The sequence below is a fragment of the Acidaminococcales bacterium genome, assembly GCA_031290885.1.
In the GTDB taxonomy this organism is placed as follows: domain Bacteria; phylum Bacillota; class Negativicutes; order Acidaminococcales; family JAISLQ01; genus JAISLQ01.
The window spans coordinates 1-12,906 of sequence record JAISLQ010000046.1 but is presented as its reverse complement, the minus strand read 5'-3'; the positions used below and the strand labels follow the sequence as shown (position 1 = coordinate 12,906).

13 protein-coding genes and 1 tRNA gene are annotated in these 12,906 nt (G+C 51.4%); all 14 read right to left on the bottom strand.

Annotation, left to right across the window (positions count from 1 at the left end):
• Nucleotides 1–81: 81 nt before the first annotated feature.
• Nucleotides 82–158, bottom strand: a tRNA-Pro gene (locus LBO03_05460).
• Nucleotides 159–205: 47 nt separating this feature from the next.
• The gene (gene thrB / locus LBO03_05455) at nucleotides 206–1,117 is read right to left on the bottom strand and encodes a homoserine kinase (GenBank protein ID MDR3349035.1); all 912 of its coding nucleotides are present in this window, start codon (nucleotides 1,115–1,117) and stop codon (nucleotides 206–208) included.
• 14 nt (nucleotides 1,118–1,131) lie between these two features.
• On the bottom strand, nucleotides 1,132–2,448 hold the full coding sequence (locus LBO03_05450) for a homoserine dehydrogenase (GenBank protein ID MDR3349034.1): 1,317 nt from the start codon (nucleotides 2,446–2,448) through the stop codon (nucleotides 1,132–1,134).
• 45 nt (nucleotides 2,449–2,493) lie between these two features.
• Entirely contained in the window at nucleotides 2,494–2,958 is a 465-nt protein-coding gene (locus LBO03_05445; GenBank protein ID MDR3349033.1) for an ACT domain-containing protein, read from the bottom strand.
• Nucleotides 2,959–3,109: 151 nt separating this feature from the next.
• Nucleotides 3,110–4,105 (bottom strand): NAD(P)-dependent glycerol-3-phosphate dehydrogenase, encoded by a 996-nt coding sequence (locus tag LBO03_05440; protein MDR3349032.1) that lies wholly within the window; start codon nucleotides 4,103–4,105, stop codon nucleotides 3,110–3,112.
• Entirely contained in the window at nucleotides 4,102–4,725 is a 624-nt protein-coding gene (gene plsY, locus LBO03_05435; protein ID MDR3349031.1) for a glycerol-3-phosphate 1-O-acyltransferase PlsY, read from the bottom strand. Before plsY ends, LBO03_05440 begins: the two co-directional genes overlap by 4 nt.
• Before the next feature lie 326 nt (nucleotides 4,726–5,051).
• Nucleotides 5,052–6,380, bottom strand: a complete 1,329-nt coding sequence (gene der / locus LBO03_05430) for a ribosome biogenesis GTPase Der (GenBank protein MDR3349030.1) — start codon at nucleotides 6,378–6,380, stop codon at nucleotides 5,052–5,054.
• Nucleotides 6,381–6,395: 15 nt separating this feature from the next.
• Complete coding sequence (locus tag LBO03_05425) at nucleotides 6,396–6,929, bottom strand: cob(I)yrinic acid a,c-diamide adenosyltransferase (GenBank protein ID MDR3349029.1); 534 nt, start codon at nucleotides 6,927–6,929, stop codon at nucleotides 6,396–6,398.
• 9 nt (nucleotides 6,930–6,938) lie between these two features.
• Entirely contained in the window at nucleotides 6,939–8,246 is a 1,308-nt protein-coding gene (locus LBO03_05420) for a DUF512 domain-containing protein (protein MDR3349028.1), read from the bottom strand.
• A gap of 245 nt (nucleotides 8,247–8,491) precedes the next feature.
• Nucleotides 8,492–9,277, bottom strand: coding sequence for a hypothetical protein (locus tag LBO03_05415; protein ID MDR3349027.1), 786 nt, complete (start codon nucleotides 9,275–9,277; stop codon nucleotides 8,492–8,494).
• Nucleotides 9,278–9,410: 133 nt separating this feature from the next.
• Nucleotides 9,411–9,902: a hypothetical protein gene (locus tag LBO03_05410; GenBank protein ID MDR3349026.1), complete on the bottom strand. Its 492-nt coding sequence runs from the start codon at nucleotides 9,900–9,902 to the stop codon at nucleotides 9,411–9,413.
• 35 nt (nucleotides 9,903–9,937) lie between these two features.
• Nucleotides 9,938–10,747: a hypothetical protein gene (locus LBO03_05405; GenBank protein MDR3349025.1), complete on the bottom strand. Its 810-nt coding sequence runs from the start codon at nucleotides 10,745–10,747 to the stop codon at nucleotides 9,938–9,940.
• 278 nt (nucleotides 10,748–11,025) lie between these two features.
• Nucleotides 11,026–12,075, bottom strand: coding sequence for a type 2 isopentenyl-diphosphate Delta-isomerase (gene fni, locus LBO03_05400; GenBank protein MDR3349024.1), 1,050 nt, complete (start codon nucleotides 12,073–12,075; stop codon nucleotides 11,026–11,028).
• 18 nt (nucleotides 12,076–12,093) lie between these two features.
• Nucleotides 12,094–12,906 (bottom strand): S1 RNA-binding domain-containing protein (locus LBO03_05395; protein ID MDR3349023.1); only part of this gene is annotated, 813 nt, incomplete at its 5' end.

The window sequence follows — 12,906 nt, the reverse complement described above, 5'->3', positions numbered from 1 at the left end:
TCGGGCGGGGCTTCGCGCCGCTTGCAAACACAAATACAAATAAAAAAGGCTTCCGGCCAAAGTCGGAAGCCGCATTTTTTCTGGTCGGAGCGGCGGGATTTGAACCCACGGCCTCTACCACCCCAAGGTAGCGCTCTACCAAACTGAGCCACGCCCCGATTAACAAGGTTTATTTTAACTTTTTTCCGCCCCGCTGTCAAGAAATTCAAACAACATAAGCGCCCCCTAAGTCAAAGCCGAGTATGTGCCAGACAGCCGTTTTGCCGAACCGGGCAAATTCGGCGCACATTTTTTCCCCAATCATTTCGGCGTCAGCTTCTTTGGGCACAAAGGACATCAGAGCCGAACCCGAGCCGCTGATGAAACTGCCCAACGCGCCGGCTTTTTCGGCCGCCGCAAAGACATTTTCCATGCCGGGGATAAATTTGCCGCGATAGGGCTGATGGAGCTTGTCTTTTAAAGCAAAGCGCAAGAAGGAGACATCGCCTTTGGCGATGGAAGCGGCCAAAAGCGCGGCCCGGCCAATGTTAAAGACCGCGTCCCGATAGGCGGCTTTCTCCGGCAGGGCGTCCCTGGCCAGTTTGGTCGGCAGGGGAAAATCAGGCACCGCCGCGACCATCCGTATGCCGTCAGGCGGATCCAGCCGCATACAACGCGGTTTGCCGTTTTCCATAAAACTTATGGTAAAGCCGCCGTATATGGCTGGCGCCACGTTGTCCGGATGCCCTTCCATTTCCGTCGCAAGCTCAAATATCCTCTCGCGCGAAAGCTTCCCCCCCGCAAGGGCGTTAGCGGCCGCCATGCCGCCGACGATAGCTGCGGCGCTGCTGCCCAAGCCCCGCGACATGGGTATGCCGTTGTGCATTTTTATGTCAAGCCCGGGCCGGTTCCAGTCCGCTTCCCGCAATACGCGCCTGATGGCCATGACCGCGAAATTTTTTTCGCTCGGTTTTAGAAATTCCTCCCCCTGCCCGGTAACGGCAAGCCTGATTCCGGGAAGGCCGCCGCAGGAAAGGGTAAGGGTATTGTAAATGGCGCACGCCAGGCCGATAGAGTCAAAACCTGGGCCGCAATTGGCACTTGTAGCCGGAACTTTTACCGTTACTGTATCAGGCATCCCCATTCCTCTTGTCACGCGAATTCATTGTCCTCCACCCGGATGGCCGCGCATATTTTATCGACAGACGGCAATGCTTTCAGGGATTGCAGAGCGAGGGAAAGATTTTTGTAGCACACTTTGTGAGTTATTACGACAAGTTCGGCGCAGGCGCCGATAGTGGATTTTTGCAGGACCGTGCGCAAGCTTACGTCGTTATGGCCGAAGGCCGCCGCTATGGCCGCCAGCACGCCCGGCTTGTCGGTTACGAGCATACGGGTATAAAAGGGGGTTGCCACGATGTCTTGCGAGCATACGGGCTTTTCGTCAAAACATGTGCAAAGTATCCGGCCGGCGCTGCCACTTGCTATGTCACGGGCGATGTCTATTATATCGCCGCAGACGGCGCTGGCGGTCGCCCTGCGCCCCGCCCCTTGGCCGTAGAACATTACGTCCCCCACGTAATCGCCCGTTACGAAAATGGCGTTGAACACGCCCTTCACATTGGCCAGGGGATGTTCTTTCGGCAAAAAGGCCGGATGCACCCGCACATCTATCCCATGTTCGGGCAGATATTTGGCGATCGCCAGAAGTTTGACCGCATAGCCGAGTTCGGCGGCGTATTTTATGTCCCGCAGATCCACCGATTGTATCCCTTCAACGAATACGTCATCCAAAGCGACTTTCGTGTTAAAGGCGATCGAGGCGAGTATGGCAATTTTGCGCGCGGCATCCAGCCCGCCCACGTCGGCGGCCGGATCCTTTTCCGCGTAACCTTTTTCCTGGCTTTCTTTAAGGGCGGCGTCATAATCAAGGTTTTCATCGATCATTTTGCCCAGCATGTAGTTGGTCGTGCCGTTGACTATGCCCATTACCGAATGGATGCCATTAGCGGCCAAGCATTGCTTGAGCGGCCGGATGATAGGTATGCCGCCGCCGACCGATGCCTCAAACATCATATCGACGCGTTTTTTCTCCGCCAGCTCCAAAAGTTCGCGGCCGTGGGACGCAATGACGTCTTTGTTGGCGGTAACCACGTGCTTGCCGTTTTCAATCGCTTTGGCCATAAACGACCTAGCCGGCTCAACGCGGCCAATCAGCTCAACGACTATTGATATTTCCGGGTCGTTGACGATGTCGTTTATTTCCTGCGTTACAATGTAGCCTTCTTCCGCCAGTTCTTCAGCCAGCGCCGGATCTTTTTCCAGAACGGTTTTCAATTTGATGCGCGTCCCGGCTTTTTGCGCTATCGCCAGCGCGTTTTCCCGCAAAAGGCCGATCACCCCGCGCCCTATGGTGCCCGCTCCCAGTAGTCCCACGTTGATTGTTGTGTCTATGCGCTTTTTATACATTTTTTCACTCCGTTTCCCCCAAGAAATCAATCGGCATCCTTATATTTATATGTATCCGAGCACTTCCAGCTTTTTTACGCCATCGAGCGTCCTGATTTTGTCCAGCAGGGCTTCCAGCTCCAATTTTAAATTGGCCGTTTCCATAGTAAGGTTGATGTTCGCCACGCCGTGCGAGGGAATGCTTTGGTTTATCGTTATGACGCTGCCCAAATCGGCCGCCACGGCGTTTAAAACGCCGGACAGGGCTCCCGGCTTGTGTTCAAGCAGGATGGAAAGGCTGACGATCTTCTCCCGGCTGGCGTCAAAAAACGGAAGCACGCAATCTTTATATTTGTAATAGGCGCTCCGGCTTAGCTTTATCTTGTCCGCCGCTTCGTTGATCGTTTTCGCGCCGCCGGCCAGCAACAGTTCCTTAATTTTGATGGTTTTCTTGATCGCCTCGGGAAGTATCGTTTCCTTCACTAAATAGAATTTTTCCTGCCCCTGCACCCGCGCCGCCTCCCCGTTCATGGCAAAAGTATCTTTTTCTTCCCCCGAAAGACATTATAGCATTTATGTTTATATTAACGCAAGAAAAAAACAAATGCTCCTGGCTATTTGTTTCACGAAAAACAGCGCCGGTTTTCCCTGCCGTTGTCGTTTGCGGCATCCGCCGGCGCGCTCATCCTTCCGATTTGCTGCCGCGGTTCATCAAGTCCGCTACGGCCGCAGAAATGTCTTTGCCTTCATAGATAACGTGGTACAGTTCTTTTGTAATCGGCATTTCCACAGACAATTCGGCGGACAGGGCATAGGCGGAGCTTATCGCCTTTATCCCTTCCACTACCATATTGGTCCCGGCCAAAATGTCCTCTACTTTGCGCCCCTTGGCAAGCTGCTCGCCCGCCCAGCGGTTGCGGCTGTGTTTGCTGGTGCAGGTCGAAATGAGATCGCCCATCCCGGCCAGGCCGAGAAAGGTGGCGGGGTTCGCCCCCAGCGCAACGCCCAGGCGCGATATTTCCGCAAGCCCCCGCGTCATGGCGGCGGCTTTTATATTGTCTTGGTAGCCGAGGCCGTTTAAAAGCCCGAGCGCGATCGCTATGATGTTTTTTAAAGCGCCGCCCAGTTCGACGCCCGTTATGTCTTTATTGGTATAAGCGCGAAAATAAGGCATCGATACCGCCGCTTGAATTTGCTTCGCAATGTTTTCGTCCGCACAGGCTACGACCGTAGCGGTCGGCTGCCGGGCGGCCACTTCATTGGCGTGGTTGGGGCCGGACAAGGCGGCCACGGCTGCCAGCGGGCACTCGGAACCGATGATTTGCGACATGCGGCAAAAAGTGCCGTCTTCCAGTCCTTTGGCGCAGGAGACGATCATTTGCCCCGGCGACATTTCCTGGGAAAGCCGCCGCGCCATAGGGCGCAACGCTTGCGAGGGCAGGGCGCAGATTATCAGGTCTGCCGGCAGGACGGCGCAAAGATCCGCAGTCGCCTCAAGGTTGCCGGGCAAAACAACGCCTTGCAGGTAACGGGGGTTTTGCTTCCCAGCGTTTATGTCCTTTGCCAGTTCGGCGCTGCGCGCCCAGAGTTTAACCGCGAGAGCAGGTTTTTCCGCCAAAAGTTTTGCCAGGGCCGTGCCCCAACTGCCCGCGCCCAATACCGCGACTGTTTTTATCATCGCTTGCCTTTCGCGCTTTTAAATTTTTCCAAGCTGCCGGGAGTTATCTTCGTTTCCTGTCCCCGCAGAAGCCTTTTCATATTCTCTTTGTGCCTGGCAATGACAAAAAGCGCGGCAAGCAAGCTGAAAACAAAAAGCCGCCAAGGGTATTCCAGATACCAGGCAAAAGCCGGCACCAGCGCCGCCGCGCCCACCGAAGCCAAAGAAACATATCTTGTGAAAAAAACGATCGCCGCCCAGACGGCGAACACCATCAAAGTAAGTTCAGGCATCAAAGCCAAGATGACGCCAAGCCCGGTAGCCACGCCCTTGCCGCCTTTAAAATCGGAAAAGAGCGGGTAGCTGTGCCCGATTATCGCCATTACGCCGCCGATTACGGAGGCCGTCTCGTCGCTCGCAAAATAAAGAGCCGACAGCGCGGCCAGCGCGCCTTTGCCCATGTCCGCCAGCAGCACGGCCAGCGCCGGTTTAGGGCCAAGTACGCGAAACATGTTGGTGGCGCCAAGATTTTTGCTGCCGTATTTCCTTATGTCAATGCCGCGCAAATAACGGCCGACCAAAAGGCCGCTCGGTATAGACCCCAAAAGATAGCCAAGTAAGGCCGCTGCCAAATATTGCATAAAAATCCCCTTATGCGTCCCCCGGCCAAAAACGCGGCGCCTTTGCGAATTTTGCCGTGCCGCTTTGCGCAAAACTCTCGCCGGACGTTTTGCCCGTTTGCCTTTTTGCGCCGCGCACGGCGGCAAACCAGCCCGCAAAACTCAGCCATGTTTTAAGCGGGAAAAGTATCAGATACTGTTGACACTGCCGTTCAACGCCCATCTTTTGGCAAATTATCCGCCATGCTTTGCCCTAAAGCCGATAGGGGTTAGCCCGCGTTTTGTGCCGCGCCTGGCGAAAAATTCGCTCCAAATCCGAACATTTCGCGGGGCAGCGTTAACAGGCCCTATTTATTTTCGTCTCGTCCGCGGATTATTATATGGATAGGCGTCCCTTCAAAGCCAAAAGCGTCGCGCAGCTTGTTTTCCAAAAAACGCTGGTAGGAAAAGTGCATGATAGCGGGATCGTTGACAAAAAAAACAAAGGTCGGCGGCTTGGTTTTGACCTGCGTCGCGTAAAGTATTTTAAGTTTCACGCCGCGCTCGGAAGGCGGCGGATTGGTGGAAACGGCATCCCCGATCACTTGGTTCAACACGCCGGTGGCGACACGCATGGAGTGCTGCTCGGCGACGTAATGGATAAGTTCCGGCAGGCGGCCGATCCGCTGGTTGTTTTTGGCGGAAACGTACACAATGGGGGCATATTGCAGAAAAATAATTTCTTTGCGCAAATTTTCCGTGTAGCGAAGGTGGGTCGAGGTGTCTTTCACCGTCAAGTCCCATTTGTTCACCACGATCACTACGCCTTTCCCCTCATCGTGGGCGTAGCCGGCAATTTTTTTGTCCTGTTCCGTAACGCCCTCCGCCGCGTCCAGCACCATCAGCGTAACATCGGCGCGGTCAACCGAGCGCAGCGACCTTATAACGCTGTATTTTTCCACAGGTTCGTCCACTTTGCTTTTTTTCCGCATCCCCGCCGTATCAATAAACAAAAACTTCATGCCGTTGCGCTGCACCGTCGTGTCTATGGCATCGCGGGTAGTCCCGGCCACATCGCTGACGATGGAGCGTTCGCTGCCGACGAGCGCGTTGAAAATGGACGACTTGCCCACGTTAGGCCGGCCGATGATCGCAACGCGAATGACATCTTCGTCCCGCTCGTCCTCGCCGCTTTCTTCTGCGGGAAATTTAGCGACGATCGCGTCCAGGAGGTCGCCGATGTTCAATTTGTTGGCGGAAGATATCGGTATCGGATCGCCCAGCCCCAGGCTGTAAAAATCATAGACCAAGGCTTCCTGTTTGGGTGAATCGGTTTTGTTCACGGCCAGTATCACGGATTTTTTCGCGCTGCGCAAGATAGCGCACACTGCCTCGTCCTGCTGCAAAAGGCCGTCGCGGGCATCAACCAGAAAAACGATAACGTCCGCTTCTTTGATGGCAATTTCGGCCTGCGCCCTTATATGCGCGAACATTTCATCTTTGCTGTCGCTTTCTATCCCGCCGGTATCGACCAGCATGAAGTCTTTGTCCAGCCATTGGGCGGGCGCGTACAGGCGGTCGCGGGTAACGCCCGGATTGTCTTCGACAATGGAGATTTTTTTGTTCGCGATCAGGTTAAACAGCGTAGATTTGCCGACATTCGGCCTGCCTACTATTGCTACGATCGGTCGTGGCATCATGCATCCTCACTCTCAATGATCAATCCCGTTGCGCGAATGAACGCCTTTGCCAAAATAATGGCGTGTTTCTTGCATTTCCGTCACAAGGTCGGCTAACTCGACTACTTCCGCCGGCGCCATCCTGCCTGTCAGAATTATTTCCGCCGGCTGCGGAAAAACTTCGCGCAAGAAACCGGCGACTTCTGCGGCCGGCAGCAATTTTGTTCCCATAGCTATATTTATTTCATCCAAAATAATCATGTCGTATTTTTGCGAAAGTATGGCTGCTTTTGCCATTTCCCAGCCCTCGGCCGCCATTTTTACATCGACAGGGTCAGGCGCCGCGAAATTGACGAAACAATCGCGCCCTGCTTGTTTTATTTCAAATCCCGGCAAAAACCCGGCCGCTTTGACTTCGCCGTATTCCGGGTCGCCTTTTAAAAATTGGATCATCAATGTCTTGAACCCATGCCCGGCGGCCCGCAAGGCCAGCCCAAGGCTGGCGGTGGTTTTCCCTTTGCCGTTGCCGGTATAGATTTGCAGCATGCCCTGTTTTTTTCCCAACATTGCCACCTCTTATCCGCAAAGCAGATTTTTCAGTTCGGACGCGTTCCAAGCGACTTCCACCCGGATGCCCGAAAGCGCGCGTTCCATTTCGTTCAAGGCCATATCGTCAAGAAAGACTTTTTCGGTTTCGCTTTTCAGGGCAACGCCCGGCAAGACAACGCGCCCAGGCTTTACGACAAGTTTGTTTATGCTCCGCAGGATGTCCTGCCCCGTAAGCAGCCCTGTTACAGTAACCGTATCACCGAAAAAATCATTTTCGACGGCCAGCAGCCGATGCCTGACCATAAACGCGGTTTCTATTTCCGCCATAACTTCCGCCAAGGCCGCCCGCGCCGATTTGCCGCAGACGACGCAGGCCTCCTCCGGCGCAGCGCCGGCATTTATCTTCACCGCGCGCCATTCGTCGAGAAACACGCGGCCTATGCCCACGCCGTTTTCATATTGCGCGAAACCGTCGTAACATTCGGCCGGCGGGAAGGGCTGCCCTGCCAGGACAAAAAATTCGTCGGACGGATATATAAAGTTTCGGCCGATATTTTGCCGACATTCTTTTTGCCAGCGAACTATCCGCTCTATTGTCCCCTGCGCCTCCCTGCCGGTAAAGGGGCGCAGCTTGGCGGCGGACGGAGGGCGGAACTTAGTCAGGCCGACCGGCACCGCCGCCACCGACAGGATGCCGCCATGCAAACGCAAAAGGTCGCGGTAGGTCGCGGCGAATATTTCCCCATCGTTTAAACCGGGGCACAGCACGACCTGCGCGTGAAACTTTATGCCGGCCCCCGCCAGCTCTTCTATGAGGCCAAGCGCGCCGGCGGCGGCCGGGCTGCCAAACAGCGTCCGGCGGACAGCCGCATCGGTCGCGTGTACCGAAAGATAAAGCGGCGACAGCTTTAAATTAATTATGCGGTTTTTATCTTCTTCTGTCAAATTGGTCAAGGTGATAAAATTGCCGGACAAAAAAGAAAGCCTGTAGTCGTCGTCTTTTATATACAAACTGCCGCGCATGTTCGGCGGCATTTGCGCGACAAAGCAAAAAACGCAGTTGTTGCGGCAGGTTTTTATTCCGTCAAAAACGGCGGCATGAAATTCCAGGCCGATGTTTTCGTCAATCGTTTTTTCTATTGTAACGAACCGTTCCCGCCCGTCGGCGGAGAGTATTTTTAACTCAAGTTCTTCATCGGCCAGCAAATAGCCAAGGTCGATGAGGTCTTTGAATTCACAGCCGTTTACCGACAAAAGGACGTCGCCCGGCAAAACGCCGGCGCAAGCGGCCAAACTGCCGGGCTTTACGGCCGCGATCGTTTTGTTTTTCAGCATAAATGCACCATGTTTGACGCGTACCGCCAAGACGCGAAATGTTGCCGCAAACTCCCGCCAGCGCGGGGAGTTTTCCAAGAAAGATACAACGAAAAAATTTATATTTTGAAAAAGTCCAGCAAGTGGATTTTTTCAAAACATAAAAATTGTAAACTTTATGGCAAGGTTGGTACGGCTAACAATAAAAAAATGAACTGCCGTTTAAATTAAAGCCGCTTTGGGGGACTATTTTTTATAGAGCATGATTATTTTGTGCTGGCAACCATGCTTGTGTTTTCATCCGTGGCATTTTCCACGTCGGAATTGGGATATATAAGCGTTGGCGTTATAAATATCAAAATTTCCGATTCGGCTTTGCTTTTATGTGAACTTTTGAATAAACTGCCGACTATCGGTTTTTTACCAAAAACCGGCACCCGCACAACGCTCTTTATTTCTTCCTGCTTGATTAATCCTCCTATGACTATTGTCTCCCCGCTTTTTATCTGCATAATGGTTTCAGCTTCGCGCGAACTTATTTTAGGCACAGTAAGTCCTTGCTGCGTCTCCTGTCCACTTATTATGTTTACAATGGTTTTTGCCTTGACATTAAGCAAATCGCCTTCGAGCAGTATCGGGGTAGCATACAGCTCTATTCCAACTTTTTTGTATTCTACTGTAGGATTACCATTATAATCTTTGGAAAATATAGGTATTTCATCGCCGGTGGAAAGATGTGCCTCGGTAGCGTTGGTTGTAATTAGGTAAGGTCTTGCGAGTATTTTGCCCCAACCTTGAGTTTCCTGGGCGGTAGCCACTATTCCGGCGGTAAATATTTTTGATATGCCGCTTTGGCTCATAATCTTTATATCGCCGATTTGTTTATTATATGAATAAGTGCCTTCACCATCCTGCCAAGAAATGCCAAATCTTCTTTCTTTGCTTTTATTCACTTCCAAAACTTTAAATTCGACTTTTATACTTGGCAAACGTTTGTCAAATTGATCAATAACAATTCCAATTCTCTTTAATGTGTCTTGCGTACCAGACACAAGAAGCCCACAAAGAATTCAAAACAATTTTTCCTTATCAGGACGAACTACAATGATATCTTATTTCAATACAAAAAATTAAAGGAAAGAAGACTTGTTTTGGGCCTTCTTTCCTTTTACGGACAAATACTTATTACGGCCAGTCAATATAGCGTCTATATCTAATAGTAATTGTATGTGCTATTTTAGTAGCACCTGACCATTGCCAAACGCCAAGTCCAAAACTGTTATCTACGGCGGGATTCTGAGTCAAATTAGCCCGATTAACCATGCCAGATATTTGATAAGTCTTTGTCGTTACATTTCCCGAAACACTACTGGAGATTTCAGTCACCTGTGAACTCGGCACGTTGCTGCCAAAAAGCGTAAATGTCGGGTTGGGGGTCAAGTCAGTAAATTTTACCTGAAACCGCAATACGTCGCCAGCTAAATATCTACCAGTTGGGAGAGAATTGCCTTGAACAGGTATATAATCGGCAGAAGTGGTAGTAGTAGAAATCCATTCAGGGGACACTTGGGTAATAAAAATAGTAGTAGCAGCTTCCGCGCCTGGGGCATCGACAAGCAAGAAATTTCCTAAAAACAAACTCAGACACAAACAAATTACTGCAAAAATTTTCTTCATTCATACTATTTGCCCTTATGTCTGCTTGTTTATTTCTATTTTTTGTATTTGTCATGGTTTTTCTCAAACATGTCCAGCACGACTTGGTAATAATCGGCTTCTGCCTTATAGCCTATCGTAAAATCCCCAAACGAAGCTGGGTCAGCCAAATATTGACGATACAGATCATTTAAATAATCTATCGCGCTTTCGATCATGGATTTAAAATCGCCAAACTGCTTGTTTATACCAGCTTTATCAAAGTTGATAAGCTGCTCCGTGCTAAGGTTGGTAAAAAAGCCATATCCGGCCGCTACTGCGTCCTTAGCGTTAGCAACCTTATAATAGTTAGGTTTTATTTCTTGGGCGGCCAATTCATCTATCGTTTCTATCCAAGCTTTTTTAACATCATCCGATGCGTGTATCAGGGGAAGGTAAACATCATATTCACTATCGCCAACGGGAAAATCCCTCATGATACTAAAGTAAAAATCTATTTGTTCTTGTGTAAGGTTTAATGGTTCTTCCGACACTCCGACCGGGCCATTTGAAATACTCGCCGCAACTCCCTCGTTAGCGTAAGCATCCAACAGATGGCTCACATTTGAAAGCCTTTCTGGCGCGTTAGCCTGCTGCAATTCACTTGTATTTGCAGGATTTTCCGTTACATCAACTTTCGTAGGCTCAATATTATTAATTTTTTTGCCTGTATAATTTTCCGGCAACAAGGAAAATCCTGCCGATTTTACGAAGCTGTCGCGCTTGCACGCAAACGTCCCCCCAACCTTGGCCGAAATATCGCTCGGCGGTCTTTGCGCATTGTACAAAAGGCCAATGTTTCGCTGTAAGCTCACGGCATTAATCACGCAGATCAACCTCTGAGTTTATTTAGCTATAGCTATGTTTAATTGTAATGCTAAATTTCGGCAATGTCAATACACTTTATGAAAGATGACATGGCATCGAAAATGCAAGTTTAATTGCCCACGATAGTTTTATCTGCTTACACTAAAGCTGCCCTGTAAATATCGTTGGCAGTTTTGTCCCCAGATCCTCCTTGAAAAGTTGCCCACCCGTTGTCCTACTATCTTAATGCCGCTGCCATAGTTAATCTTACACATCCCAATCGAAATACTTTCCAAATTCAGCGCCCTTTGAGCGGGTCAATGCCCCTGGCGTCAATCCATTGCCGGGCAAAGCCCGTAACAACCAGCGGTTTTTTCCGCAGCGCGTCAACAGAGGCGCAGCCTGTAAGCAAAAGCAACTTTCTACATTCGTCCAGGAGATTTTCTATTTTGGCGCACAGTCCATCTACGCCCTGCTCGGCCAGTATTTTCAGGAACATTCCGGCAATGCCCACGGCGCGGCCGCCGCAGGCCAGCGCTTTTATAATGTCCAAAGCCGTCCTTATTCCCCCGGAAACGATTATATCGGCGCGCCCATCGGTTATGTGCGCCACTTCAAGCGTACTCACGGCGGTATTGATCCCCCACCCGCGCAAGGCGCCGTCCAATGTTTTATCGGCGCGCGCCGTTTCGATCGCGATAAAGTTGCTGCCGCCCGCCCCGGCGACATTGAGGATTTTGACGCCGGCGCCGAGCAGCCGGGCAGCCGCTTCCATGGACATTCCGCAGCCAGTTTCCTTGACGATGACGGGAACCGGCAAAAGGGCGGCTATTTTTTCTATGTTGCTTAAGTAGCCGCAGAAAGCGCGGTCGCCTTCCGCCATGAAAAGTTCCTGCGCTACGTTAAGATGTATTTCCAGCGCCTGGGCCGACAGCATGTCAACCGCTTCCTTTGCTTCGGCGGGGGAAGCGTAAGCGCCGATGTTGGCAAAGATGACGCCGTCCGGGTTTTCTTTGCGCACTATCTCGTAGCTCGCGCGCGCCGCCGGGTTTTTGATGGCCGCGTACTGCGAGCCGACCGCCAGAGCGCAGCCGGATGCCTTAGCCGCCAGGGAAAGGGCGCGGTTGATCTCTATCACCCGTTCGTCGCCGCCGGTCAGGGCATCGATGATGATCGGATGTTCAAGCCGGATGTCCAGCAAATTTGTTTTCAGGCAAACATCCGAGAGCGCATGCCCCGACAAACAGTCATGCAGGACATTTATGTCGGCGAACCCGTTATCCGCCCGCTCGCCGGCCGTCCGCAAAAAATATTCTATGTGTTCCAGTTTGCGGGACTGTCTTAACATGCAAGCCTCCCCGGGCGGTCAGTCAAAAATCTTGTTGAGGTTGAACTTGCTGCCGATGGACGTTTTGAATTCGGAATTGTCGCCGATAAATTCTTTCATTTCCAGCCGGCCTTCTTCTTTTTTCGCTTTCGCTATGCTCAGGGAAACCTTTTTGTTTTTTTTGTCGATTTTGAGTATTTTAGCTTTTACTTCCTCGCCGGCCTTCAGGACGGATTCGGGGCTTTCGATATGTTCTTCGGCAATTTCCGAAACATGGACAAGCCCTTCCACCGCTTCGCCCAAAAGCACAAACGCGCCGAATTTGGTCATCTGGGTAACTCTGCCGCTGACAATCTGCCCTTCTTTAAAGCCGCTCACATTTGAAAGCCAGGGGTCTTCCAGCAATTCGCGCCGGCTTAAAGATATTTTCTTGTTTTCGGCATCGACTTTTTTTACCATGACCTCAATTTCTTCGTTTACGGAGAGAACGTCCGCCGGATGTTTGACTTTTTGCCAGGACATTTCGGAAACGTGCAAAAGCCCGTCCACTCCCCCCAAATCGATAAAAGCGCCAAAATCGGTAAGCCGCGACACGATGCCGGTGTATTTTTCGCCGGCTTTGATCCGGGCGTAAAACTCCGCCTCTTTCGCCGTCCTGTCTTGCTTTAGCAATTCGCGCCGCGACAAAATTATTTTTTTGCGCGGACCGTCCAGATTAAGTTCTATTACTTGCGCCGGGATTCTTTGCCCCACGAAAACAGAAAGATCGTCTACCCGTTCCAGCCCGAGATGCGAGGCCGGAATGAATCCGCGCAACCCGAACACTTCGCAGGTAACGCCGCCTTTTACCGC